The organism is Bacillus zhangzhouensis, from assembly GCF_000715205.1.
Taxonomy (GTDB): Bacteria; Bacillota; Bacilli; order Bacillales; family Bacillaceae; genus Bacillus; species Bacillus zhangzhouensis.
Genome location: NZ_JOTP01000003.1, coordinates 212,264 through 237,764, shown reverse-complemented (window position 1 = coordinate 237,764; position 25,501 = coordinate 212,264). Strand labels below are relative to the sequence as shown.

Here is a 25,501-nt window from a genome sequence, read left to right as displayed (position 1 = left end):
AAGTTAAGAAAAAGGAGTGACATGCTTTTGATCAGACGTTTTCAGAAATTTGATATTTATTTATTTTTCATATTGATCTTATCTGCCATCTTAAACATTTATCACATTTGGAATGATGATACGGTGAATGCGTATTATACTGCCGCTGTCACAAGTATGATGCAAAGTTGGCATAATTTCTTCTTTGCTTCATTTGATCCAGCAGGGTATGTCACGGTGGATAAACCCCCGCTTGCCTTCTGGCTGCAAACGATCAGTGCCAAAATTTTTGGTTTACATGGATGGAGTGTGATCTTGCCTCAAGCTTTGGCTGGCATTGGATCTGTTTACTTAATCTACCGACTTGTCAAACCAACATTCGGCCAGGCCGCTGCAAGACTGGCTGCACTCATCATGGCTTGTACACCAATCGCAGTCGCTGTATCTCGTACAAATAACATTGACAGCTTACTTGTTTTTATCCTTTTACTAGCAACAGGTATGATGTTCAAGGCTGTGAAACAGCAAAAGGTGCTTTGGGCGATCGCTTCATTTGCAATGATCGGCGTCGGCTTTAATGCAAAGATGCTGCAAGCCTATATGATCGTACCAGCACTCATCCTTTTTTACATCCTAGCTTATCGCACGACCTGGAAGAGAAAATTGCTTTCACTGCTGATTTCAATGATTGTTCTTTTAGGTGTATCTGCTTCTTGGTCGATAGCCGTTGATCTCACCTCAAAAGACAATCGCCCTTTTATGGGATCAAGTCAATCTAATTCTGCATTAGAACTAGCCTTTGGCTATAACGGTCTCCAGCGGCTGACTGGTCAACAGTCTGGCGGAGCTGGTGGAATGGGCGGCGGCTCAAGTGAGGGTGAAGGTCAACCACCTTCACAGCAGGGTGATCAGCAAAACGATAATGATTCATCCACCATGCCTCAGCCGCCATCTAATGGAAATCAAAGCAGCTCAGACAGCTCCAATCAATCTTCCGGTCAGGGACAGCCGTCTATGCAAGGACCGCCAAGCAGTACAAATGGCACGACACCACCTGACATGCCTTCTGGTGATGGACCGCCAAATGGCGGTGGCGGAAAAATGGGAAATGGCTCTGGCATGTTTGGTACAGGAACAAAAGGTCCATTACGTCTGTTCCAATCTGAACTGTCCGATCAAATCAGCTGGCTGCTTCCATTTGCTCTTATTGGCACCATTGGCATCTTCTTCTCAACAGCTTTTGACAGAAGACGTCTCAATATAAAACAAAAGGAAACGCTATTTTGGTTAGCTTGGCTTATACCCGTTGCTGGATTTTTCAGTGTAGCTGGATTTTTCCATCACTATTATTTAATCATGCTGGCACCGCCAATTGCCGTATTAGCTGGAGCAGGCTGGGTCTCTATGACTCAATTATTCCAAACAGGGACCGGCTTTAAAAAATGGCTGCTTCCGATGGCTATTTTGGTGACAACAGCATTTGAAATCTTTATCTTATCCACCTTTACGAGCACGATTGGTCTTGTGTTAAGCATTGCGGTTGGTCTCATCGGCGTTGGATCCGTCCTTGCCCTGCTCTTTATAAAAGGAAAAGAAAAACTAAAACAACTGACGTCTCTCATCGCCATCCTTGGCATGCTCATCGCACCACTGTTCTGGGCAAGCACACCTCTTCTTTACGGAGGAAACAGCATGTTACCAGAGGCTGGTCCCCAGCTTGCAACTTCAAGCGGCATCATGAATTCACAGGTGAATGAGAAGCTGATCAGCTACCTTGAGAAAAACAATACAGGGGAAGCCTTCTTGTTTGGTACAACAGATGCAACCACTGCTTCCCCTTACATTATTAAGACAGGGAAAGCGGTTATGGCACTAGGTGGATTTAGTGGCTCAGATAACATTTTAACGCTTAGTGAATTTAAACAGCTCGTCAAAGACGGAAAAATCAAATACTTCTATCTCTCTGGAATGAGAGGCGGAAGCTCAGACATTCTGAACTGGATTCAGAAAAACGGCAAAGAAGTGGCTGCTTCTAAATGGCAGAGCACTTCAACATCCAAAACGAAGCAACAAACAGGCAGCACTGACAGCAAACAATCTAAACAACCTGATCAGTCAAATGGACGAATGGGCGGAATGGAGAGTGGCACCCTTTACGAACTATCCGTTGATTAATTCATCTATTAAAAGGAGGAAAATGGCTGATGGAAAAAAGCATACAATATTCGATTGTTGTCCCAGTCTATAATGAAGAACTTGTCATCCACGAATCGTATCAGCGACTTAAAACCGTCATGGATTCGACGGGAGAAGCATATGAGCTTCTCTTCGTCAATGACGGCAGTATGGATCGAACAGCTGAAATGATAAAAGGATATTGCCAGACTGATCCGAATGTGAGACTCATTGATTTTTCTCGTAATTTTGGGCATCAAATTGCGATTACAGCTGGCATGGATTATGCAAAGGGTCAGGCCATCGTGGTCATTGATGCAGATTTACAAGATCCGCCCGAATTGATATTAGAGATGATTGCAAAATGGAAGGAAGGCTATGAAGTGGTATACGCCGTCCGCACCAAGCGAAAAGGCGAAACATTTTTCAAAAAGCACACCGCTTCCCTTTTCTATCGGGTTCTACGTCAAATCACCGAAGTAGACATTCCCATCGACACTGGCGACTTCAGGTTGATGGATCGTAAGGTGTGTCATGAAATGAGAAAAATACGGGAGAAAAATCCATTTGTTCGCGGCTTAGTCAGCTGGGTCGGCTTCAAACAAATTGCCGTAGAATACGTTCGAGATGAGCGGCTAGCAGGAGAAACGAAGTATCCTCTCAAAAAGATGCTCAAGCTATCGATGGACGGAATCACCTCTTTCTCCTATAAACCTTTAAAGCTAGCCAGTGTGGCAGGCATTGCCCTTTCTGCTATTGGATTCATTTCGATGTTCCTTGTTTTGTACTTAAAGCTTTTTACCAATAGCACGATTACTGGCTGGAGTTCATTAATTGTCATTCAGCTGTTCTTTAGCGGCATCATCCTCTTCATGCTGGGAATGATCGGAGAATATATTGGCCGAATTTACGATGAAGCGAAGGACCGACCGCTTTATATCGTCAGGGAGAGCTACGGGCTTCAAACAAAGCCGCACCCGGTTCAATCCCCTGTTCATTTCAAGCACTACAAACAGCATTAAAAAAAGCGTGCGAGACCTTCTCGAAAAGGTCCAGCACGCTTTTTTGTATTAAGCGGCTGTTTCAAACCGCTTTCTGTTGATGAAGAAAGAAAGTGTAATGATGAGGTAAATGCCCATTGTGACCATCGTTTGTACAATTGGAGTAGTTGACACAACGCCGATAAAAATGGCAATGATCGCAATCACAGAAAACCATGTTGTGAAAGGATACAGCTTGACGCGATATCCCCCTGGTTCTGCTACGCTTCGAGATTTCAAATGGCCGACAGCAATGATAAACCAGATGAATAAGACGGTATAACTTAAAGATCCCATCAAATAATTAAAGGTTTGACTTCCCACAAAAAGAGAAATCAATACAGCCGCATACAATGTGGATGTACACACAAGGATTGCTCTGACAGGGACCTGCTGTTTTGATAGCTTGGAGAAGCCTTTCCATATACGCCCATCCATCGCCTGCGTATAAAGGACCCTTGATGAAGCATACAGTCCAGAGTTCATAGAAGACAAAATGGCTAGTAAAATAATACCGTTCATGATGTCACTTGCATACGGCACGCCAATTGTTGCAAACACTGTGACGAATGGACTCACTTGCTCATTGTTTACTTGATTCCAAGGGATTAAGCTGACAATGATAAAGAACGGAAGTACATAGAAACCGATGATTCGTACAAATGTACTTTGAATCGCCTTTGGGATGATTTTTTCAGGGTTTTTTGTTTCCGCTAATGTGACCCCAATCATCTCAGTTCCACCATATGAATAGACCACAACCAGCATCGCCGCAATTAAGCCGCCAGTTCCATTAGGGAAAAATCCACCGTGGTCGGTTAAGTTGGATAATCCCGGTGCTGCATGCTGTCCAAATGAGACAAACAGCATCGTTAACCCAATGATAATAAATAAAATAATGACTGCAATTTTAATGGAAGCTAACCAGTACTCTGTCTCAGCAAACATTTTGACTGAACAAACATTGATCAATGTCACAACAAGTGAAATGATTAACACAAGCGTCCAAATCGGTACTTGCGGGAACCAGTACTGAATAAAGATAGCAGACACAATGGCTTCTGCAGCAATGTTCAGCACCCACATTTTCCAATATATCCAATCTAAGAAATAGGCCGGATATTTTCCTAACACAGGTTCAATTAAATCACGGAATGTTCTTGCGCCAGGTCGTGCAACGGTCATTTCGGCAAGTCCTTGCATAATAAATAATAAAATAAGACCACCAATCATATATGCCAAAATGACAGCAGGACCTGCAATATCAATGGCAGAACTGCTTCCTTTAAACAGACCAGCACCGATTGCACCGCCAAGCGCAAGCATCATAATATGCCTTGACGTCATTGTTCGTTTTAACTGCACATGTTCCTTTTCCATTTTCAATAGCTCCTTTAAATTTAAATATTCAGACAAATATAGGATAAAAGCATATAAAAAGGCCAGCCATCTCCTTGAAGAGACGACTGACCTTGCAACCGCGTTACCACTCTTATTGATCCAGCTATAGCTGGATCCAACTTAAAACCCGATAACGGAGGTCACACGTAAAGACTTACTATTCATTCAGTCTTACCGCTCCTTGAGCGAGTTCAATGATTCGTTTTACTGCGTTGCACCGACCCGCAGCTCTCTTAAAAAACGGATGTTCATCTACTATTCTCAAGTCAAAACGTTTATAGTCAATTTATATATTCGTCAAAGATTTTATTTTTTAAATATACTGACTATCCACGCAATTGTCAACATCCTTTTTCAGATAACCTCTTTTAACGAATCCAAACAGCTACTTCATCCATCGGACGGCGCGTTTTTCCACGCTTTGGCTCAGTGACACGATAACCGAAGGCGGCCATCACAGAAACGTCGTACTGACCATCCTCAAGTAACCCTTCTTCATCTAGAATACGATGAATCTCATCGTAGCTAAATCCTTCAATTGGGCATGAATCAATGCCGATTTGTGCCGCAGCTGTCATCATATTTCCAAGGGCAATATACGTTTGTTTTGAAGCCCAATCAAATAATGTACGGTCATTTTCTAGCAAATGGAGATCGTTCTCTTGGAATTCTTTGTAGCGTCCCTTTACCATATCAAACGTCTCGTCTGTCATTCCTTTGATTTGCTTGTTGATATATTCTGCATATGCTGAATCATAGCGGGCATCTGTTCTTGCCAAGATGATCACAAAATGACTAGCAGTTGGAAGCTGCTTTTGCGCCCCCCATGTATACTCTTTTAATTTTTCTCTAAAAGCATCATTTTGAACGACGAGGAACTTCCAAGGCTCAAATCCTACAGAACTTGGGGAAAGTCTTCCTGTTTCTAAAATAAACGCAAAATCATCCTCTGAAATCTTTTTCGTTGGATCAAACTCTTTTGTCGCATGACGGAACTCAAACGCCTCAAGGATTTCTTTTTTTAGTTGCTCTTTGTCTTGCATTTTATTCATCCTTTCTATTGAACAAATAGGGTGTGTGTTTTCACAATCCAATTTCTTTCCATTTTCATATAGAAATTGTTATGATAAAAAAACAAAAGCCCGAATATGTGATGTGATATCTCTATGGTAAAAGAAAAGCTTCCATCGATTCAAGTACGCACATTTTTGTTCGTTAGGTACAATCATGTTCGTTTATCACCATTTTCGTCTTAGAAAGGAGTGTAGAGATGAGTGAACCATCCAATCCAGTCAGCATTGTCAATCATGGCTGTCCTGTTTCGGTCACAACGAGTGTCATTGGAGGGAAATGGAAGGGAGTCATCCTTTATCATTTGACTTGCGGTCCAAAACGATACAACGAATTGCGCCGGCTTCTGCCAAGAATTTCTCAGCGTGTTCTCACGCTGCAATTACGTGAGCTTGAACAAGACGGTATTGTTCACAGAGAAGTCTATGAGGAGATTCCCCCTCGTGTCGAATATTCCCTGACTTCTCTTGGAGATACATTAAAGCCCATCATCTTCGCCATGCGTGAATGGGGCGAATCATATGGAAAAGAAACACGCCCAAAAGAAAAAAGCTGCCATCTCTAGCAGCTTTTTTTAAGATGAAATCGCTGTTGGTTCTTGCTGTGGATCATCCTTCACAAACAGGATGCCAAGCTGATGATGCTCTCCTTCGTAAGAAGCGCGTTTCTCAAACCTTGTCTGACCATTTAAGCCAATGATCTCAAGCTTTGCCAGAGCACGGTTCGTTTGAAGAGCTTCGTAAAATTCTGAAACCGTTTTGACTTCAATTCCATTTACCTTTGTAATGACTTCTCCGATCTCAAGCTTTAAATCAGCCGCTGGTGTATTCGGAATGATTCCTAGCACCATCAGCCCTTGATTACGCTTAGAGAAATAGAACGGGGCAGCATTATCATTGACCCTCTGCTTCCATGAGAGAAAGGCTCTTCCTACAATCGCTATCAATACAGCTCCCCAGACTATAGGCTTAAACCAAATACTTGCAGCACCTAGTAAGGCAACAGCGAGTCCGAGCATGAGAATACGTCGTGCCGTAATTTGAATACTGACAATTGGTAGTGATCCTTGAATCCGCTGACCGAAGCCGATGATATAGGGAATCAAAATAAATGAAAAGCTTTGATCATGCACTTGAAGCACTGGCCACCATGGTAGAGAAGAAGTCAATTCACCTGCCGGCATCAGCAAAACAAGCGGTAAAAGCCACAGACGGTTTGCCCGCTGCTGACCAATCAAAAGTCCTCTCGCACTCATCACCATTGCAGGCGATGTACGTAAATGCGCCGTTCGATATGCTAGAATTCCCTCGGTCATTAATAGGAGCCCTAGCAAAATGACAACGGCTGATGCATTCATCATTGAGAGCTGCGGCAGCCAAGAATGGCTCACTTGGAAATACATCAGTCCAAGTGCCGCAATAAAACTGAAACCGAGTGTGTATGCAGACGAAAGCGCACTCGCCTTAAAGAATAAAGAGAATACGATGGTCATTGCTGCAATCAGCACGATGAATCCAGGCGGGAGGGCAATCCCTAAGCCTACTGAAATGACGGATAGGCAAACTCCTAGAATCCATCCCTTTGAATATGTAAATTTAAGTTCATCGTAAACATCTTCTATTCTTGTTTGAAACGCTTTTCTCTCCCGCTTTACGCGGATGTAGCCATACAATAGACTGATTAATATCATGAAATAAAAAAGAGGATGGATTAAAAACAGACCGACCGCTTTTAATCCGGCTCCCATCCACTCCGAGCTCATTATCGTTCACCGCCCAAGTCAAGCATTTTCTCTTATTCTATCAAATAAATCGATGCTTGACATCAGGTTTATTTCTCCTGATTCATCCAAAGTGTGACATTCGACAGTGAAAAATCTTTTAAATAGTGATTCACATCTACATCTAGTATGCCGCCGAGAAGCTGCATCGACCTCTTGATGTCGGTTAAGTTTATACCAAGTCTCTTATGATTATCCATTAAATAATTGAAGTATATCTCAGCACAGTCTTCATCGATTTCGTCGACTGATTCTACCGTTGTGTAATTGACCAAGTATCTGCTTAACAGCATGAGCAGACTTAATGCCTTTGTAGCGGAAAACGTCACATCTTTCGAACGACCCTTAAGCTCCTCTACCAACTCGTAATATTTTTTCTCTCTCACAATACTTGCCCTTTTCAATTGTGTACCCCCATTTACTAGTTCTTTTAAGAAAAGCGCAAACCTCGGTACAGCTCAATGCTCAAGCTGAATATCCGCAAAAAATAAAATATTTAAAATGAGTGCTTCTTTTTATTGTAAGAATTATTTATGTAACATACAACTTTCAAAAGTTTCATTTTCATGACATGTTTAAATCAACAGAAAGTCTCTTATATAAATATGTTATCGGGTAAAATCGATGGAATGTTATGTTTTTTGTAAAATAAATGAATATATTTCTCGATATAATATATTTTTAAGAATAAATTTTTACATGTTCGTGACACTAATGAACCAAAAAAAAGAGGCTTTTCTTCGCCTCTTTATTTTTTAAGATATAGTGCTTTTAGTGCAGTCTGCAGCTGGAGATCATTTTTTTCGTAGGATTTTACTTCATCTACCATTTTGTTCATCATTTTTGCTGTCTTCAAATCAATGACACCTGACTTTTCCAGATTATATGTGCTTTGGAAGGCGAGTACGGCTTTTTTCGTTTCTTCATCAAAGTATCCATCTACTCTGCCAGGGTCAAATGACAACCCTTTTAACAGCGTCTGCGCTTGTCTGACTTCTTCGTTGTTCATATCAAGCTGAAGCGGTTCTTTTAGCTGAAGCGGGCCGGCAGTAAAGTAATCTGGCTGATGAATCGCAATAGTGGGCACGACACCTTTTTTGTGAATCCAATTCCCTTTTGGTGTCAGCCATTTATACAGCGTTAATTTAATATTACTTCCATCTCCCATTGGAACCGCCTGCTGCACAGTTCCTTTCCCAAAGGAGACATCCCCTACCACTTCATACTTTCCGGCTTCTTTCATTGCACCAGCAAGTATCTCAGAAGCAGATGCACTGCCTTTATCAATTAAGACGTTGACCGGGTAAGGTTTCTGTTCTTTCCGCTTTGAAAAATAGCGTTTTCGGTCGCCGTTCCGTTCTGCGATTTGAATATATGGCTGATCCTTCGTTATAAAATGCTTCAAAATATCTTCTACACTTTGTAGATAGCCGCCAGGGTTTCCTCTCACATCCAATACAAGACCCTCTATGCCCTTTTTCTCGAGCTTATTCAGGCTTGACGTGAAATCCTTCGCAGTATCTTCAGAGAAGCTAGAGATGGCAATATAGCCTGTTTTATGACCATTCACCTCTTTCATAGAGGAAGTCACTGTTTCTAGCGGGATTTCTTCTCGTTTGATATGGAACGTTAAATCTTTTTCAATTCCATTTCGTCTGATTTTCAAGGCGACAGACGTTCCTTTTTTTCCTCGTATTTTCAGTACAGCATCGTTTAAGCTTTTTTCTTTCATCAGCTCACCATCAATGCTGATGATTTCATCTTTCGGCTTAAGACCTGCTTTGGCCGCAGGGGATTTTTTAAAGGCAGAGACGATAATGATCTTTCCTTCATCCACCCCCACTTCTGCCCCAATTCCCTCAAAGGAGGAATCAAGCGAATCAGAAAATTGTTTTGCAGTTTGCTTGTCCATGTAAACTGAATACGGATCATTTAAAGTTGAAAGCATTCCTTGAATGGCGCCTTCAAGCAGCTTTTGGCGATCCACTTCCTCTACATATTCATTCGAAATGAGGTCATAGGCTTTTTCGATTTTCTCCATTCCATTTTCTTTCGCCCGATCACTTGATTGAGCTTGTCCAGCCATTGCAGCAGCTGCTTTCGGTGACTCCGCATGAGTCCTCTCTTTATGCGTTATCACCCCTGCACTCATTAATAGAACGATACTTGCCATAATAGATGCGATTTGTTTTTTCATATTTGGCCTCCTTCTTCAACTCTTCCTGATGACCTGAGTTATTATATGCCAGAAGAAGGGATTTCATGTAAGGACATTCTCCCTTGAAGGCTTGACTAATCATTTCATTAGGTGTAATTTTTATTCTGTTATGATCGAGAAGGAGTCTTTGCAATGTATATTATATTAACTATGCTTTTTTTAGGGATTTTATTAGGATTTGTAGGAGCTGGCGGGGCTGGTTTTGTCATCGCGTTGCTTACGTTAATATTTGATGTACCAATTCATACAGCACTAGGTACGTCTTTAGCCGCTATGGCATTTACGACATTATCAGGTGCATACAGTCACTACCGGGAAGGAAATATTCAGCTCAAATCTGGTTTGATTGTCGGTGCTTTAGCTTGTATTGCCTCTTTTGCGGGAGCAAAGGTTGCTCCTTTTATTCCAGAGGAAAGCTTGCACTATTTAACAGCCGGTATGCTCTTTTTATCTGCTGTTTTTATGATGATCAAACTATTTGTCCTCAATGAAGAAGCAGAGCAGCAGCCGCTTTCTTCACGTCAGCTGCTGACAAGGGGCATTATTTTAGGACTTGTATCAGGTATGCTGTCAGGCATGTTCGGTATTGGGTCTGCACCATTTATTCAAGTGGGACTTTTGATTTTGCTGAAGCTGTCTATTAGACAGGCTGTTGGCACGACCATGCTTGTCATTATCCCGATCTCCATTGGCGGTGGAATTGGTTATATTTCAGAAGGCTATGTTGATTTTATTTTGCTGATTCAAATCTTAATTGGAACGGTATTAGGCGCATTTATTGGTGCGAAATTTACACGCCTTGCACCGAAGCTCTTATTGAAATCCGCTGTGCTTTTAACACCGATTATTGCTGGATTACTTTTATTATTTTAAGTCAATACAGCTCAAAAAAGCCGATAACATCTGTTATCGGCTTTTTGTTAGCGGATATATTGCGCTGGATTGACTGCATTTGATTTTGCACCATTCCATAATCCTTTATGAATTTCAAAGTGAAGGTGCTGGCCATGCGATTGACCTGTGTTCCCCATATATCCAAGGAACTGTCCTTGCTCAACTCTCTGCCCTGTCGACACACTTCTTGTAGAAAGGTGGGCATATACCGTTTGATAGGTCTGTCCATTGATGTTGTGCGTAATGAACACGACATTCCCATAGCTCGTTGAGTAGCTCGAGTTCGTAACAGTTCCAGATGCTGCTGCCACGACAGATACTGTGCCTTTTGCTGCAATATCTAATCCGTAATGCTGTCCGCCAGAACGTCCGCCAAAGCCTGATGAGAATCGACCTGCAGCTGGTTTAATAAAGCCTGAGCTGCTTGCTGGTGTATCAGATACTTGATCTGAACCGCTGCTAGGAGATGCAGGTGCATTTTTTTCAGCAGCTGCTTGTTCAGCTTTCTTTGCTTCTTCCTTTTGACGGCGTGCTTCCTCAGACTTCACAGCAGCTTTTTGATTCGCTAGGATTTCTTGTTCATTCTCAAGCTTGCCTAGTTCATCATGTGCATGATTCTTTTTATCTGTGACATCACCTAAGATGTTTTCTTTTTCTTTATGCTTCTTAGATAAATCCTTTTTCAGTGTTTCTAGCTCTTTCAGAGATGTTTCAAGTCCACTTAGCTGATTATTTAGCTCTGCTTCTTTTTGCTCCACCAGCTCTAAATCATTTTCATGTTCTGTAATCATGTCTTTATCTGCTTCGACAATGGTTGTGACAGCTCCAACACGACTGACAAAATCACTAAAGCTGCGAGCACCTAGCAGCACATCTAAATAGTTGATTGTACCGCCGCTTTTTTGCATAGAACGAATTCGGTCTTTGAAAATCGCTTTTCTTTTTTCAATTCGCTCGTTGATGACTTGAATGTCTTTTTTCAGTTTCTTGATCTCTTGTTTCGTTTGTTTGACTTCTTTTTCTTTTTCAGCAACCTTTTCAGTTGCAGCACTTACCTTTTGGTCAATCTTTTCAATCTCTTGTTTTAGCTTTGTTTCTTTCTTTTCAAGCTTTGCCAACTCAGATTTCTTTTTCTTCAAAGTTGATTCAGTTTTCGATGTTTTCTCTTCGATTTGTTGACGTTTTTGATCTAGGTCTTCGTATGCGAATGCACGATTCTCGTTTCCTGGAATGTATAGCCACGTTGTTCCAATAAACGCTGCCATTCCAGCCATCATCAGCTTTCTTTTCAAAACGACATTCCCCTCCCATGACAACTATCGACACGAAGAGTCGACCGGATGAATCGGATCAACCGGTCACACCTTCTATAGAATCCTCGAGTGCTGCCATCAAATAAAATATATTTATACTTTTAAGAATTTACGGATGGACGTTAAGCTTCCCCATACACCAATGATTGCACCGATCAATAGAAGGACCAGTGATACTTGATAGACAAACGGGTTATATGGAAGCATTGCAATAAATGAGCCTTGTACTCTCGGCGCCACCCAGCCCACAACATATTGATACGTGCTAAGCAATAGAGCGATTGGTATAATAGAACCAAATACACCCAGCAGTAATCCTTCAATGAAGAACGGCCAGCGGATAAACCAGTTCGTTGCACCTACTAGCTTCATAATCTCAATTTCTTTCCGTCTAGCAAAAATCGTAATTTTGATCGTATTGGAGATCAAGAACATCGCTGTAAATAAAAGCCCAATAATGAGCGCAATGCCGACATTACGTGCCACTCCGACCACATTAAAGAGTCGGCTGACTTCTTCTTTTCCATAGGTTACTTTATACGTACCCTTTAGGTTTTCTAATTTTTTCGCTACTTTTGGTGTATCGTGAGGATCCGTTGTTTTCACAATAAATGCATCGTTTAATGGGTTCTCTTGATCAACAAGTCCCATAGATTGTCCATTTTCACCAAAGCTTTTAATCAATGCTTTTAGTTCGTCATCCTTAGATGAGTATTTCACATCACTGATTTCAGGAATCTTTTCAATTTCTGCTTTTAATTCATCCTGCTGCTTTTGATTCGCTGTTAAATCGATTAGTACTTTTACTTCTACTTCTTTTTCAGCGTTCGATGCCATGTTATTCAAGTTGAGCATAATGACAAGAAAAACCCCAACTAAAATCAGTGTGACAGTGACCGCACTAATTGATGCAAATGTCATCCACGTGTTTCTTCCAAGTGAACGGAAGCTCTCACGTAAATGCCGCGAGAGAGTTTTAATCATAAATTCCGTACTCCCCTCTTGCTTCGTCACGCACAATCATACCATCTTCGATTGCGATGACGCGTTTCTTCATGCTGTTTACAATCTCTTTGTTGTGTGTCGCCATGACAACTGTTGTTCCGCGGTTATTAATCTCTTCCAGTGTCTTCATGATTTCCATTGATGTATCTGGATCTAGGTTTCCTGTAGGCTCATCTGCAATGACCACCTCAGGACTATTGACGATCGATCTAGCGATAGATACACGCTGCTGTTCACCGCCAGAAAGCTGGTCAGGAAATTGACGCGCTTTGTGTTTCAACTGTACCAAATCGAGTACATCAAGCACTTTTTTCTTAATGATACTTGGCTGTTCACCAATAACTTCAAGGGCAAATGCCACGTTCTCAAACACTGTAAGGGTCGGCAGCAGTTTGAAATCTTGGAATACCACGCCGATTTCTCTTCTCACATAAGGGATTTCTTTTTCCTTAATTGAGCCTAGATCTTTGTTATTAATGAAAATTTTCCCTTTGGTTGGCTTCTCTTCACGATACATCATTTTGATAAAAGTGGATTTACCAGCACCACTGGGACCAACAACATACACAAACTCTCCTGGATGGATAGAGACATTGATTCCATTGATCGCCTTTACGCCATTAGGATAGATCTTGTAGACTTCCTTCATTTCAATCATGTAATCACCTAATCTTTTCTTATTCGCTGAATAACAGCTTATCATGATGTTTTGACACTTATCGTCAAAAAACGTTATGTATGGTCACGCACATACCCTTCGATACGTACAAGCAATTTATGTCCTTTTCATCCAAAAAGATGAAAAAATTGATCATCAAAATTTCAACAACTCCAATTATACGTCATGAATCGACGCAATGGTATTACATTTATATTTCAAAACTTATAAATAAAAGGTAAATAGAACAACCAAAACCGAAAAACATGTCTTTTTACCCTTATTTTTTAAATAAAATTTAATATAATGCGCTCTCATACTATTCAAAAGTCTTTTTCTACATATAGAAAATAAAAAAACCTTGTCGATTAGACAAAGGTTTTATTTTTTCTCTGCAAGCCATTTTGCGACTTCTTTTGCTTGTTTTTCATCTACCATCCCGCTTGGCATAGACCCTTTACCGTTCTGTGCAATGTCTGCGATTTGGCTTTCGTTATATTTCTTCCCTACTTCTTTCAGGCTTGGTCCGCCTCCGCCAGATAAATCTTTTCCATGACAGCCAATACAGTTTTGCTGATAAATTTCCTCACCACTGCTCACAGTAGAAGCACTCTTACTGCCTTCTTTGTCACTGCTGCTTGAATTTCCTCCACAAGCCGCAAGCACAAAAAGCATTGTCACAAATAGAAGTGTTAATCCGCTCTTTTTCATCTATTTCCCTCCCTTGCAATCATTTGGTCATCGCTATTATATCCTTGTTTACGCCCTTTTAAAACCCTCACCCAGCACCTCTTTTGCGTCCATCACGATGACAAATGCTGATGCATCGATTGCTTTCACGACTTGTTTCAACTTTGTGAATTGTGTTTGTCCCACGACACACATGAGAATCGGACGGTCATTATCAGTATATCCTCCGACTGCCGAGATTTTCGTCACACCACGGTCAATTTGATCAAAAACCGCCTGTCTGACCTCATCCTCATGCCCTGTAATGATCATCGCCATTTTCGAATGACTGAAGCCGGCCTGTACCACATCAATTGTTTTACTCGAAATAAATACACCAATGACCGCGTACAGTCCCTCTTCGATCCCAAAAACAGTCATGGCAGCGAGGACAATCAGGCCATCCATCATCGCTAAACATGTACCCAGCGTCAGTCCTGTGTACTTATTAATGATTTTGGCAGCGAGTGCCGTTCCACCCGTTGATCCATTCCCAAGGAACACGAGCCCTATCCCGATTCCAATCACCACTCCACCAAAAATGGCTGCTAATAGTGCTTCATGTGTCACAGGAGCAATATGTCTTGTTAAGAACACCATCAAAGGTAAAAAAATAGACCCAACGAGTGTTTTCACTCCAAATGTACCGCCTAATAAATAAAAACCAGCGATAAACAGCGGAATATTAAGTCCCCACTGCACATACGCCGCTTCGAAACCGAAAGACTGCATAATGGTACTAATTCCGCTCACGCCCCCAGCGGCAATCTGATTCGGTAATAATAACGTATTAAATCCAATCGCCACGATGGCTGATCCTATTAAAATGAACAGATAATTTTTCGCTTCGATCAAAAATTGAGAATGTCCCTGCTTCATGTCTTTCTTCCTCCGTTACTTCTGAATGCACACCTATTTTAAGCTCTCCTATACGGAATGTAAATAACAGCCAAATGCAGTGCTAATGGATTAATACTTTATCACACAGCCGGATCAGCGTATTCGCCAGTTGGCATGAGAGTAAATGATGGTATATTTAATATGTACATGAGAAAGAAGGGACATGCGATGAAGAAACTATTGAAAATAACGGGCATTACATTACTTGCACTGATCATCTTATCTTTTGGTGCTTTCTATACATGGAGCCGCTTTACATATGGACCCTCCGAAGCATTAAAAAAGCAGGTGAACATCGAGCAAGTGGAACATAAAAATGGTGTTTATGCATTTGAAACTACAAAAAGCGATACTGGCGTCATTCTCTATCCCGGTGCAAAGGTGGAACCACTTGCTTACGCCTATATAGGAGATGCGCTAATGAAAAAAGGCTATTCTGTCTTTATCCCCGAGATGCCATTTTCCTTTGCGATCTTCAATACAAAGAAAGCACAGGACATCATCAAGGATCATCAAGCCATCAAACACTGGTATATTGGCGGTCATTCACTTGGCGGGACAGCTGCCGCTATGTATGCAGAAGAAAACCAAAGCAAGCTAGACGGACTCTTTTTCCTTGCTTCCTATCCAGCATCAGATGATCTGAAACAAGCACCCTTCAAGGTACTATCTATCTCGGGTGAAAAGGATGGGCTAGCGACACAAGAGAAAATCAAGCAGTCGAAAAAACAGCTGCCTTCTCAAACGGTATACCATGAGATCCAAGGCGGGAATCATGCGCAATTTGGCATGTACGGCAAACAAAAAGGTGATCGGCCTGCTGATATTTCAGCCCTAACGCAGCAAAAAGATATCATTCAGAGGATGATTGAATGGTTAAAGCCAGCAAAAAAGCTCCCGTAATGGGGAGCTTTTCATTTTTTCGTCGCTTCTAAAAACTCTTCTGCATCTGCTACTGCCAAAGAAATGGCTTCTTCCCAAAATGCTTTTTGGGTAAGATCGACGCCCAAATGCTTATATGCTAAATCTTCTACTGTCATTGAAGCTGTATCCTTTAATAACGCAATGTATTTCTCTTCAAACGATGCCCCAGCCTGCAATGCTTTCGCATAAATACCTAGCGAGAACATGTAACCAAATGTGTATGGGAAATTATAAAATGGCACACCCGTGATATGGAAATGCAGTTTAGACGCCCAGAAATGCGGATGGTATTCATCTAAAGAGTCACCAAAGGCTTCCTTCTGCGCTTCTACCATCAGCTCATTCAAGCGGTCAGCCGGCACTTCTCCATGTTTACGCTCTTCATAGAAGCGCTGTTCAAATAAGAAACGTGATTGAATGTTCATAAAGAATGCCACACTTCTCTGCAGCTTATCCTCTAACAAGCTGAGACGCTCCTCTTCATTTGTCGCTTCTTTTAATGAAGCATCAGCCACAATCATTTCTGCGAATGTCGACGCCGTTTCAGCTACATTCATGGCATATTTACGATTCAAAATACGAACATCCTGCATCACTTCCTGATGGAACGAATGACCAAGCTCATGCGCTAGTGTCGCAACATTGGATGGACTTCCTGAGAAGGTCATAAAAATGCGCGATTCTCCACTATCAGGGAAATTCGTACAAAAGCCGCCCACTCGTTTGTTTGGACGATCCTCTGCTTCTACCCAGCTTTCATTAAATGCTTTTTCAGTAAAGGCTGCAAGCTCTTCTCCGAATCCAGCGAAATGTTTCACAATAAAAGCAGCTGCCTCTTGATAAGGATAGACCTTTGTCTCACTTCCAATAGGAGCCCCAACATCAAACCAACTCAGCTTATGAACACCAAGCATGTCAGCTTTACGTTGTAAGTAATCAATGAACGGCTGCTTATGTTCATCAATCACAGACCACATCGCATCAAGGGTTTCTTGTTTCATCCGGCAAATATCAAGCGGCTCTTTTAAAATATGATCCCAGCCTCTTGCTTCATACACTTGCAAACGAAAGCCAGCCAGATGATTGAGCGTGCTTGCAAATAAATGTTCATCCTGGGTCCATGCATTCTCTAGGTTATGATAAACGGCCTTTCTGACTTCACGATCTGAATCATCCATCGCATTTTCCGCTTGGCCGACAGAAATCATCTGTGTTTCACCATTTTGCTCAAATGGAATGGTAATCTTGTTCACTAAGCTAGAATAGAGCTCATCCCACGCGTGGTATCCATCTACGGCTAATTTTTGAATCAACGTTTCTTGTTCAACAGGAAGTTGATCCCTCACACGCTCTCTGCGTTCATTTAATATGTAGCGAACATCTGAGAAGGCTGCTGAATTCATCAGATCTTCCCACTTGTTCGAAGGAATTGCAGCAAGCGCTTGATCAAACAACGCAAGAATGGTTCCTAGTTCGGCTTCAAGCTTGGCAATCTTACCTCGAAGACTACCTGCCTTCATATCCTTCGTATTTTGAGATTGTAGACAAGATACAAATGAACCTGCTTGAGACAGTTTTTTATATGTGGTTTCATACGTGTCAAGGACAGACGTTAACCTGCTTTCAATGTGTGTATCTTCTTTTGAAAAGGCATCCACCTTTTGGCGTAATTCATCTAGTAGCTGTTGAATGTGCTGCAAGTATGTCATAAATTCTGGTGAAGAACTGCCTCCTTTAAAAAAGGCATCTAAATCCCACGTCTCTTGTAATGGTTTTAGTCCCAAAGTATTTCCCCCTTTATTTGCTAATTTCATCATACAAAGGATATAGAGTCAGTATGGCGTATGTATTCCTTTATATTCATTTATTTTCTCACAATTAAAAAAACCCAGCAAGAAGCCGAGTTTTTATGATAATTTCGAACGTAAATAAGCATCGATAAATGAATCTAAATCTCCATCCATGACCGCTTGAACATTTCCCATCTCCGTATTGGTTCGATGGTCTTTCACAAGAGAGTATGGGTGGAAAACATAAGAGCGAATTTGGCTGCCCCAGCCAATTTCTTTCTGTTCTCCTCTGATTTCATCCAATTCTGCCTGCTGTTCTTCGATTCGCTTTTGATAGAGTTTCGATTTCAGCATTTTCATTGCACGTTCTCTGTTTTTGATTTGTGATCTTTCTGTTTGGCATGTCACCACGACATTTGTTGGAATGTGTGTGATACGAACCGCAGAGTCCGTCGTATTGACGTGCTGACCACCTGCACCGCTTGCACGATACGTATCAACCTTAATGTCCTCTGTACGAATATCAATATCTATTTCTTCATTGAATTCTGGCATAACATCACAGGAAACGAAGGATGTATGTCTACGGCCAGATGAATCAAAAGGAGAAATACGCACCAAACGATGGACACCTTTTTCTGCTTTTAAGTAACCGTAGGCGTTATGCCCTTTAATCAATAATGTCACAGACTTAATTCCTGCTTCATCGCCAGGAAGATAATCAAGCGTTTCAACTTTAAAGCCTCTGCGCTCCGCCCAGCGAGTGTACATTCTCAGGAGCATAGAACCCCAATCCTGTGATTCAGTACCGCCTGCACCGGGGTGAAGCTCAAGAATGGCATTGTTTTTGTCATATGGTTCGCTTAAGAGAAGCTGCAGCTCAAACTCGTTAAACTGTTTTGTTAAGTTCTTCAGCTCTTTTTCAAGATCTGCATGAAGCTCACCGTCATAATCTTCCTTTAATAAGTCATGCGTCATTTGCAGCTCTTCATGTGACTCACTGAGCTCATGATATGTAATCACATAATCCTTCAGTGCATTGGCTTCATTAATGACACCTTGCGCCTTTTGCTGATCATTCCAAAAATCAGCCTCTGACATCGTCGCTTCAAGTTCTGCGATTTTGGCTTCTTTTGTTTCTAAGTCAAAGAGACCCCCTAAAATCAGCTAGCCTGCTAGCCATATTTTCAAGCTCTTGTCTAATTTCTACTAATTCCATATCCTTCACCTCATAGATGTATGGGGGCTGACATGAATAGAAAGAGGTTTTCACCTCTTTCCATTACTTATTCTGTCTTCCCATGACAATTTTTATATTTCTTGCCGCTTCCGCAGTGACATGGAGAGTTTCGTCCAATGTCGACGACTTTACGTACCGGCTTTTTCTTCACTGTCTTCTCCTCATCGCCCTCTTGAGGCTGATGAGCAGTAGTTTGACCTTGAACAACTTCTTCACGTTCTAGGTTGTTTTGGATTTCTGATTTTAGGACATATTTGGCTACATCATCTTCAATTGAAGCCACCATATTCTCAAACATCGCAAATCCTTCCATTTGGTATTCACGAAGCGGATTTGTTTGTGCATACGCACGTAAATGAATTCCTTGACGCAGCTGATCCATTGCATCAATGTGATCCATCCACTTCGAATCTACCGCACGAAGGACGATGACTTTTTCAAATTCACGCATTTGTTCATCGCCAAATGTTTCTTCTTTTGCATCGTATTTCTCTTTAATACGATCCATGATGAAGGACGTGATTTCATCTGCTTCTTTACCGAAGATATCTTTGACCGTAATGGACCCTTCATCTAAATAGTTCGTGTTGATTAATTCAACAAGACCATCTAGCTTCCACTCTTCTGGAAGCTCTTCTTTCGGCGTATAAGATCCAACAGCCCGCTCAATAGAAGATTGAATCATATTGATCACAATCGATTTCAAGTTATCCGAATCGATCACTTCAAAGCGCTGTTTGTAAATCACTTCACGCTGTTGACGCAGCACATCATCATATTGTAGAAGCTGCTTACGGGAATCAAAGTTGTTCCCCTCAACACGTTTTTGAGAAGATTCAACGGCTTTAGATACCATTTTACTTTGAATTGGTGTAGTGTCATCCATTCCAAAGCGATCAAGCATCGCCATCGTCCGCTCTGCACCGAATCGGCGCATCAATTCATCTTCCATGGATAAATAAAATTGTGTAATCCCTGGGTCTCCTTGACGACCAGAACGTCCACGAAGCTGGTTATCAATACGGCGTGATTCATGACGCTCTGTCCCAACAACAGCCAGACCGCCCAGTTCTTTCACACCTTCGCCAAGCTTGATGTCTGTACCACGGCCCGCCATGTTTGTCGCAATCGTGACGGCACCTTTTTGACCAGCTTCCTCAATAATTTGTGCTTCACGCTCATGGTTTTTCGCGTTTAACACTTGATGAGGAATGCCTTTATTTTTGAGCAGCTTAGAAATGAGCTCAGATGTCTCAACAGCAACTGTTCCGACAAGAACTGGCTGCCCTATCATATAACGCTGGGCAACATCCTCAGCCACTGCTTTAAATTTACCCTCCATTGTGCGGTAAATTAAATCAGGTCTGTCATCACGAACCACTGGTTGATTGGTCGGGATTGTCACAACCTGCATGTTGTAAATGTTACGGAATTCCTCTTCTTCCGTTTTCGCTGTACCTGTCATACCAGATAACTTTTCATACATACGGAAGTAGTTCTGGAACGTAATCGTTGCAAGTGTCATGCTTTCATTCTGCACTTCAAGACCTTCTTTTGCCTCGATGGCTTGATGCAGACCTTCACTATAGCGGCGTCCTTTCATTAAACGTCCTGTAAAGGAGTCAACAATGACGACTTGACCATCTTCCACGACATAATCAACGTCTTTTTGCATCGCAACATGTGCCTTCAAGGCCTGAGCGATGTGGTGGTTCAGCGCGACATGTTTGACATCAAACAGGTTCTCGATGCCGAATGCTTTTTCCGCCTTCGTCATTCCGCTTTCTGTCAGCTGAACACTTTTTGTCTTAATATCATACGTGAAATCGTCTTCTATTTTTAATGTACGTACAAAAGCATTTGCTTGTACGTAAAGTTTCGTCGATTTCGCTGCTTGTCCAGAAATAATAAGAGGTGTTCTCGCTTCATCAATTAAGATGGAGTCAACCTCATCGATGACGGCATAATGAAGTGGTCTTTGCACCATTTGCTCTTTGTAAAGCACCATGTTATCTCGTAAATAGTCAAAGCCAAGTTCATTGTTTGTTGAATACGTGATATCAGCGGCATACGCTTCTCTTTTTTCATCTTTGTCTAAACTATTTAAGTTTAAGCCCACCGTTAATCCAAGAAATTCAAAAATCTTGCCCATTTCCTCCGCATCACGGCTTGCCAAATATTCGTTGACTGTCACAATGTGGACACCTTTACCAGAAAGAGCATTTAAATAAACAGGCATCGTTGATGTCAACGTTTTACCTTCACCTGTTTTCATCTCAGAGATGTTGCCTTCATGAAGCGCGATCCCCCCCATGAGCTGCACCTTAAATGGGAACATTCCTGTCACGCGGCGAGATGCCTCGCGTACTGTTGCAAATGCTTCCACCAACAGGTCATCCACGGATTGTCCTTTTTCGAGTTTTTCTTTAAATTCGATCGTTTTATTTCGTAAAGCCTCGTCAGATAATTTCTCAAAATCTTGAGCGAGAGCTTCAATTTCATTTGCCTTTTTTTCATATCGGCTGATCGTACGTTTCGTAGGATCAAACACTTTATTTAAGATTCCAAGCATATAATAACGCTCCTCTATTTCATGCAATTTTTCGGCATGTCCAAAAGTTTGACAGGTCCATATTTACCTGCATTTATCATACCATACCTTCATTCATTTCCAAAGAATTTGCAATGATTTAGCACAAAAAACCCGCCCCTCATCAAGGGAACGGGTTTACTTTTTTTAGGTTGTTTTTAGATCAACAGAAGCTGATGGTTAAGCGTTTGGCTCAATGAGTCCGTATTTACCGTCATTTCGGCGATAAACCACATTGGTCAAATTTGTCTCAGCATTTGTGAAAACAAAGAAGCTATGACCTAACATGTTCATTTGGAGAATGGCCTCTTCGCTATCCATCGGTTTTAAGTTGAAACGTTTTTGTCTGACGATTTCTGTTTCATCAATTTCCTCGTCATCTTGAACCGCTACATCGGCAGTGCCGTTTCCTCCAGCAAATAAGTGCTTTTTCACACCTTGCTCGCGGAATTTACGGTTTACTTTTGTTTTGTGTTTTCTAATTTGACGTTCTAGTTTACTGGCTGCTAGGTCTACTGCATTGTACATATCCTCATTATGCACCTCAGCTCGAAGTGCTAGATCAGTCATTGGAATGGTAACCTCAACTTTAGATTCTTGATCGTTGTAAAACTTCAAGTTCACGTTGACTGAAGCATCAACATCTGACTCAAAATAACGCTCCAGCTTTCCAATTTTTTTCTCGACATGATCTCTTAGTGCAGGTGTTACTTCGATGTTTTCTCCTCTGACATTGTAATTCATGTAAAGAACGCCTCCTTTAAAATTAAGGATATGTAAACCTATTTCTACTTTTCCCTCCTTTTCTCCTGCTCAAACGTAAAAAAAATGTGAATTTTTATTGAAATTTGTCGAATTATGCGGTACTTCAACTATTACTTGATAGGTGATGAATATATATTCGGTTGATTCTCGAAAAAGACCAGCGCGCTTTTAAATGTTGAAAGATGAAATAGATGTTTTCAGCGATTGAGACAAGGACTTTAAATCCTCCGCAGCTGCTTTCATTTCTTCGTTCGCCGCTAGTGATTCTTCAACAGCTGCCGACATGTATTCCGTCTCTTCGGAGTTCCGTTTGGCTCCTTCTTCAATGACACCAACCGTTTGAGAAATTTCCTCTGTACTAGCTGAAATTTGCTCTGCAGTGGCTGACAGCTCCTCTGCTTTCATCGAGATATCACGAATGGATTCCAGGATTTCATGAAAGCTCTGTTCAGACAAGTGCGATACTTTCACACCTTCTTCTACATTTCGTTCAACCTTCGTCATCGACTGTGATGACTTTTCAGTATCTTTGTTCACGTTCGCGAGTAATTGACTAATTTGATCTGTCAGCTGACTAGATTCTTCTGCAAGCTTCCTCACTTCATCTGCTACAACCGCAAAGCCTCTTCCATGTTCTCCTGCTCTTGCCGCTTCAATTGCTGCGTTTAACGCAAGCAAATTTGTCTGGTCGGCAATGGCGTGGATATGACCTAACAGATCTTGAATGCCCGTAAACTGCGCTTGTACATTAGCCATTGTGGAATGGTGGTCATTCACAGACTCCTTAATAGAGCTCATTTGTTTCACAAACTGTTGAATGAGGGCTGCACCCTCTTCAGCCTTTTCAGTCACTGAAATTGAGTGACCCGAAACATCGGACGTGTGTTCAGCCGCATTTTGCATGCCAGTCGATACCTCTTGAATGGCGGAAGCGACTTTTCCGACCGCATCTGATTGTTCACGTGAAGCTTCACTAACCTGTTCAATCGAGCTAGATGTCTGCTCACTCGCCGATATTGTTTGGCTGATGGTTTCTTCAAATTGAGCAGCAGAATCAGCTAATTGCTTTGATCCGTTTTGCACCTGTAAAATGAGCTGACGCAAATGAGTCGTCATTTGGTTAAAGGCTGTACCGAGTTGGCCAATCTCATTTTTAGAGGTTACTTCAATCTCTTCAATTGTGAGATCACCATCAGCCATTCTTTTGGCGGCATTTGTAACAGAGACAATCGGTTTTGTCATTCGATGAACGAATCTGATCCCAATCAACAAAAAGGCGAGCACAATCGCTGCACTGACAAGAATGAGTGTAAGCAATAATTGGTTGCTGTCTTGATTGAGCTGGTTGATTTTTTGATCTCGTTGTTTCAATTGTGTTTGTGCGAATTCTTTTGTAAAGGTATGTATTTCTTGTTCGATAGGCTGTAATTCTTGACTGAGGCGGGTGTTGAATTCCTTTTGATTTTGCATATTCAGTGAATTAAATAATCGATTGGTTGAGGTGTAATAAAGGTAATTTTGTTCAGAAATTTGCTCTAACAGATTTTTAACTTGTTTAACAGCACTAAGTTTTGAAGCTTCATTTGTTTTCTTATTAATATCTTCATATGTTTGCTCAATCTTTTGTAAATTCTCAGCGTCTTGCACGACCACATATGTCTTAATTTGCGCTTCCTGCTTTTGCAGAAGTGCTTCTAATTCCAGTGAGGTCTGATAAAGCTTCACTTCTTTGTTGAGAAGCGCCTTATAGGATTGATCTGTTTTGTAATAGATAAAGCTTGAGAACCCTAAAATACTGACAAACAATACACATATGACAATAAGCCCAAATAAAAATTGATTTTTTAGTCTCATAATTTCCTCCGAATGGTCTGAATTGAACAAAAATTAATGAATGACATACGGCCTCATACAGGCATGTATTTCATCCATCCACTTTCTATATTCAGGTATAAAATATGATGTCAGGAATGATTGGAAGTGATTTGAAGGGAATGTATAGAAAGCTAGTATATCGAAACTTAAAAATATTTGATCAAACGAACGAATCGTCTTAGCAAAGTGCTCATTTTCAATAATTGAAAGCAGAAGGGGATGTGTTGTCTCTAAATGAAAAAAGGCATGGATCAGATCATTAAAGATCCGATCCCCCTCCGTTTTAGCAAAGTCCTTCTCAATTTCATCTAAATATTTTAGACTCTCTTCTATCGTATAAAGAAGTTCATAATATGTGGTTAATAAAATATAGTCATCTGAACGATACGCCACAGGTCTCACCTATTTATTTCCGTTTATCGTAGTATACGCCGTCACTCGTTAAGGGCTGGTATGGATTTTGATAATTCAGCTGTTTCGTTTTCTTTCTTTGAATGGCTTGAATATCTGCTCTTATCCCTTTTTGGATAATCGTTAATTGCTTCGCCATCTGCTGATCCGTTTGAATGATTTCCTTGATCTTCTCTTTTTCTTGATCGGACAGCTCATGCTGTATCTCTCTCATTAATTCGTCTCTCTCAATTAAAAAGGCGTCAAAGTCTTCAACCAGCGTTTCACTTTGTGGATTTGCCGATATTTCGGCTGCCATTTTTAAAGTTTGGTCATGCAGCTGGTCAACAATACTCATAGAGATCCCCCAATAGAGTGGTGGCGGCCTTTTCGATCCGTTTGAATGACTTCCTTCCAAGCATCTCGGAAATCGGTCACGTATTGCTCCACTTCATTCAACATCTCTTCGTCATTTTGAAGGTTGGCCTCTATGAGTCTGCGATAGATGTAATCATACATACTTGCCATACTCTTTGATACATCATAAGAACGATTTAAGGTGACATTTAATTCTTGGATGATGTTTTGAGCCTTTTTCAGATTCAAGTTTCTCGTTTCCGCATCCTCTTTTTGAATGGCATACTTCGCTAGTCTGATGAACTTTAAACATCCTTCATAAAGCATAAGCGTCAACTCGGCAGGTGTTGCAGTCTCAATAGAATTTTTCTGATAGGCGGCATAAGGGTTCTGTATTGCCATATGTT

23 protein-coding genes and 1 other annotated feature are annotated in these 25,501 nt (G+C 41.3%); of the genes, 5 read left to right on the top strand and 18 right to left on the bottom strand.

The window, feature by feature from the left end; translation table 11 throughout:
• Positions 1 to 27 precede the first annotated feature (27 nt).
• On the top strand, positions 28 to 2,154 hold the full coding sequence (locus tag BA70_RS04415; protein ID WP_034318679.1) for an ArnT family glycosyltransferase: 2,127 nt from the start codon (positions 28 to 30) through the stop codon (positions 2,152 to 2,154).
• A gap of 29 nt (positions 2,155 to 2,183) precedes the next feature.
• Positions 2,184 to 3,176, top strand: a complete 993-nt coding sequence (locus tag BA70_RS04410) for a glycosyltransferase family 2 protein (RefSeq protein WP_034318676.1) — start codon at positions 2,184 to 2,186, stop codon at positions 3,174 to 3,176.
• A 48-nt stretch (positions 3,177 to 3,224) separates the two neighbouring features.
• Here BA70_RS04410 and BA70_RS04405 read toward each other — a convergent pair whose 3' ends face one another.
• Together BA70_RS04405 and BA70_RS04400 are read right to left on the bottom strand one after the other, a co-directional pair.
• Positions 3,225 to 4,574, bottom strand: coding sequence for an amino acid permease (locus tag BA70_RS04405; RefSeq protein WP_034318673.1), 1,350 nt, complete (start codon positions 4,572 to 4,574; stop codon positions 3,225 to 3,227).
• A gap of 75 nt (positions 4,575 to 4,649) precedes the next feature.
• Positions 4,650 to 4,874, bottom strand: a binding site (T-box leader).
• 89 nt (positions 4,875 to 4,963) lie between these two features.
• Positions 4,964 to 5,638, bottom strand: a complete 675-nt coding sequence (locus BA70_RS04400; RefSeq protein WP_034318670.1) for an NAD(P)H-dependent oxidoreductase — start codon at positions 5,636 to 5,638, stop codon at positions 4,964 to 4,966.
• A gap of 227 nt (positions 5,639 to 5,865) precedes the next feature.
• Between BA70_RS04400 and BA70_RS04395 the strand changes: the two genes are divergently transcribed.
• Positions 5,866 to 6,231, top strand: coding sequence for a winged helix-turn-helix transcriptional regulator (locus BA70_RS04395; RefSeq protein WP_034318667.1), 366 nt, complete (start codon positions 5,866 to 5,868; stop codon positions 6,229 to 6,231).
• Between the two features lie 9 nt (positions 6,232 to 6,240).
• On the opposite strand, the gene BA70_RS04390 is transcribed toward BA70_RS04395, so the two are convergent.
• From BA70_RS04390 to ctpB, 3 genes are all read right to left on the bottom strand, one after another.
• Entirely contained in the window at positions 6,241 to 7,428 is a 1,188-nt protein-coding gene (locus tag BA70_RS04390; RefSeq protein WP_034318665.1) for a PDZ domain-containing protein, read from the bottom strand.
• 68 nt (positions 7,429 to 7,496) lie between these two features.
• Positions 7,497 to 7,850 (bottom strand): swarming motility protein SwrAA, encoded by a 354-nt coding sequence (locus BA70_RS04385; protein ID WP_034318662.1) that lies wholly within the window; start codon positions 7,848 to 7,850, stop codon positions 7,497 to 7,499.
• A gap of 344 nt (positions 7,851 to 8,194) precedes the next feature.
• The gene (gene ctpB / locus BA70_RS04380) at positions 8,195 to 9,643 is read right to left on the bottom strand and encodes a carboxy-terminal processing protease CtpB (RefSeq protein WP_034318659.1); all 1,449 of its coding nucleotides are present in this window, start codon (positions 9,641 to 9,643) and stop codon (positions 8,195 to 8,197) included.
• A 153-nt stretch (positions 9,644 to 9,796) separates the two neighbouring features.
• On the opposite strand from ctpB, the gene BA70_RS04375 reads away from it, so the two are divergent.
• The gene (locus tag BA70_RS04375; protein WP_034318656.1) at positions 9,797 to 10,537 is read left to right on the top strand and encodes a sulfite exporter TauE/SafE family protein; all 741 of its coding nucleotides are present in this window, start codon (positions 9,797 to 9,799) and stop codon (positions 10,535 to 10,537) included.
• A 47-nt stretch (positions 10,538 to 10,584) separates the two neighbouring features.
• On the opposite strand, the gene BA70_RS04370 is transcribed toward BA70_RS04375, so the two are convergent.
• From BA70_RS04370 to BA70_RS04350, 5 genes are all read right to left on the bottom strand, one after another.
• Positions 10,585 to 11,850: a murein hydrolase activator EnvC family protein gene (locus BA70_RS04370; protein ID WP_034318654.1), complete on the bottom strand. Its 1,266-nt coding sequence runs from the start codon at positions 11,848 to 11,850 to the stop codon at positions 10,585 to 10,587.
• 114 nt (positions 11,851 to 11,964) lie between these two features.
• Positions 11,965 to 12,855, bottom strand: coding sequence for a permease-like cell division protein FtsX (gene ftsX / locus BA70_RS04365; RefSeq protein WP_034318652.1), 891 nt, complete (start codon positions 12,853 to 12,855; stop codon positions 11,965 to 11,967).
• Positions 12,848 to 13,534, bottom strand: coding sequence for a cell division ATP-binding protein FtsE (gene ftsE, locus BA70_RS04360; RefSeq protein WP_034318649.1), 687 nt, complete (start codon positions 13,532 to 13,534; stop codon positions 12,848 to 12,850). Before ftsE ends, ftsX begins: the two co-directional genes overlap by 8 nt.
• Positions 13,535 to 13,915: 381 nt before the next feature.
• A complete protein-coding gene (cccB, locus tag BA70_RS04355; protein ID WP_034318648.1) occupies positions 13,916 to 14,245 on the bottom strand; it encodes a cytochrome c551 in 330 nt (109 codons plus the stop codon).
• Between the two features lie 48 nt (positions 14,246 to 14,293).
• Positions 14,294 to 15,142 carry a YitT family protein gene (locus tag BA70_RS04350; RefSeq protein ID WP_034318645.1) on the bottom strand — a complete coding sequence of 283 codons (849 nt, stop codon included), beginning with the start codon at positions 15,140 to 15,142 and terminating at the stop codon, positions 14,294 to 14,296.
• Positions 15,143 to 15,331: 189 nt separating this feature from the next.
• On the opposite strand from BA70_RS04350, the gene BA70_RS04345 reads away from it, so the two are divergent.
• Positions 15,332 to 16,066 carry an alpha/beta fold hydrolase gene (locus BA70_RS04345; RefSeq protein WP_034318642.1) on the top strand — a complete coding sequence of 245 codons (735 nt, stop codon included), beginning with the start codon at positions 15,332 to 15,334 and terminating at the stop codon, positions 16,064 to 16,066.
• A gap of 11 nt (positions 16,067 to 16,077) precedes the next feature.
• On the opposite strand, the gene BA70_RS04340 is transcribed toward BA70_RS04345, so the two are convergent.
• The 8 genes from BA70_RS04340 to fliS form a co-directional block, all read right to left on the bottom strand.
• Entirely contained in the window at positions 16,078 to 17,871 is a 1,794-nt protein-coding gene (locus BA70_RS04340; RefSeq protein WP_034318639.1) for a M3 family oligoendopeptidase, read from the bottom strand.
• 123 nt (positions 17,872 to 17,994) lie between these two features.
• Positions 17,995 to 19,096, bottom strand: a protein-coding gene (prfB, locus tag BA70_RS04335) for a peptide chain release factor 2 (RefSeq protein WP_105927045.1) whose coding sequence is annotated in 2 segments (ribosomal slippage) — positions 17,995 to 19,023 and positions 19,025 to 19,096 — 1,101 coding nt in all. Because the reading frame shifts where the segments join, the coding sequence is not laid out codon by codon here.
• Positions 19,097 to 19,163: 67 nt separating this feature from the next.
• Positions 19,164 to 21,689 (bottom strand): preprotein translocase subunit SecA, encoded by a 2,526-nt coding sequence (gene secA / locus BA70_RS04330; RefSeq protein ID WP_034318632.1) that lies wholly within the window; start codon positions 21,687 to 21,689, stop codon positions 19,164 to 19,166.
• Positions 21,690 to 21,887: 198 nt separating this feature from the next.
• Positions 21,888 to 22,451 (bottom strand): ribosome hibernation-promoting factor, HPF/YfiA family, encoded by a 564-nt coding sequence (hpf, locus tag BA70_RS04325; RefSeq protein ID WP_034318629.1) that lies wholly within the window; start codon positions 22,449 to 22,451, stop codon positions 21,888 to 21,890.
• Positions 22,452 to 22,640: 189 nt separating this feature from the next.
• Positions 22,641 to 24,326, bottom strand: coding sequence for a methyl-accepting chemotaxis protein (locus BA70_RS04320; protein WP_034318627.1), 1,686 nt, complete (start codon positions 24,324 to 24,326; stop codon positions 22,641 to 22,643).
• Between the two features lie 33 nt (positions 24,327 to 24,359).
• A complete protein-coding gene (locus BA70_RS04315; protein ID WP_034318623.1) occupies positions 24,360 to 24,740 on the bottom strand; it encodes a DUF8042 domain-containing protein in 381 nt (126 codons plus the stop codon).
• Positions 24,741 to 24,753: 13 nt separating this feature from the next.
• Complete coding sequence (gene fliT / locus BA70_RS04310) at positions 24,754 to 25,095, bottom strand: flagellar protein FliT (RefSeq protein WP_034318620.1); 342 nt, start codon at positions 25,093 to 25,095, stop codon at positions 24,754 to 24,756.
• On the bottom strand, positions 25,092 to 25,496 hold the full coding sequence (gene fliS, locus BA70_RS04305) for a flagellar export chaperone FliS (protein WP_034318617.1): 405 nt from the start codon (positions 25,494 to 25,496) through the stop codon (positions 25,092 to 25,094). Before fliS ends, fliT begins: the two co-directional genes overlap by 4 nt.
• Between the last annotated feature and the right edge of the window lie 5 nt (positions 25,497 to 25,501).

Coding starts and splice junctions, on each gene's coding strand:
- BA70_RS04410 (WP_034318676.1), top strand. CDS start 2,184: ATGGAAAAAAGCATACAATATTCGATTGTTGTCCCAGTCTATAATGAA.
- BA70_RS04405 (WP_034318673.1), bottom strand. CDS start 4,574: ATGGAAAAGGAACATGTGCAGTTAAAACGAACAATGACGTCAAGGCAT.
- BA70_RS04400 (WP_034318670.1), bottom strand. CDS start 5,638: ATGCAAGACAAAGAGCAACTAAAAAAAGAAATCCTTGAGGCGTTTGAG.
- BA70_RS04395 (WP_034318667.1), top strand. CDS start 5,866: ATGAGTGAACCATCCAATCCAGTCAGCATTGTCAATCATGGCTGTCCT.
- BA70_RS04390 (WP_034318665.1), bottom strand. CDS start 7,428: ATGAGCTCGGAGTGGATGGGAGCCGGATTAAAAGCGGTCGGTCTGTTT.
- ctpB (WP_034318659.1), bottom strand. CDS start 9,643: ATGAAAAAACAAATCGCATCTATTATGGCAAGTATCGTTCTATTAATG.
- BA70_RS04375 (WP_034318656.1), top strand. CDS start 9,797: ATGTATATTATATTAACTATGCTTTTTTTAGGGATTTTATTAGGATTT.
- ftsX (WP_034318652.1), bottom strand. CDS start 12,855: ATGATTAAAACTCTCTCGCGGCATTTACGTGAGAGCTTCCGTTCACTT.
- ftsE (WP_034318649.1), bottom strand. CDS start 13,534: ATGATTGAAATGAAGGAAGTCTACAAGATCTATCCTAATGGCGTAAAG.
- cccB (WP_034318648.1), bottom strand. CDS start 14,245: ATGAAAAAGAGCGGATTAACACTTCTATTTGTGACAATGCTTTTTGTG.
- BA70_RS04350 (WP_034318645.1), bottom strand. CDS start 15,142: ATGAAGCAGGGACATTCTCAATTTTTGATCGAAGCGAAAAATTATCTG.
- BA70_RS04345 (WP_034318642.1), top strand. CDS start 15,332: ATGAAGAAACTATTGAAAATAACGGGCATTACATTACTTGCACTGATC.
- secA (WP_034318632.1), bottom strand. CDS start 21,689: ATGCTTGGAATCTTAAATAAAGTGTTTGATCCTACGAAACGTACGATC.
- hpf (WP_034318629.1), bottom strand. CDS start 22,451: ATGAATTACAATGTCAGAGGAGAAAACATCGAAGTAACACCTGCACTA.
- BA70_RS04320 (WP_034318627.1), bottom strand. CDS start 24,326: ATGAGACTAAAAAATCAATTTTTATTTGGGCTTATTGTCATATGTGTA.
- fliT (WP_034318620.1), bottom strand. CDS start 25,095: ATGAGTATTGTTGACCAGCTGCATGACCAAACTTTAAAAATGGCAGCC.
- fliS (WP_034318617.1), bottom strand. CDS start 25,496: ATGGCAATACAGAACCCTTATGCCGCCTATCAGAAAAATTCTATTGAG.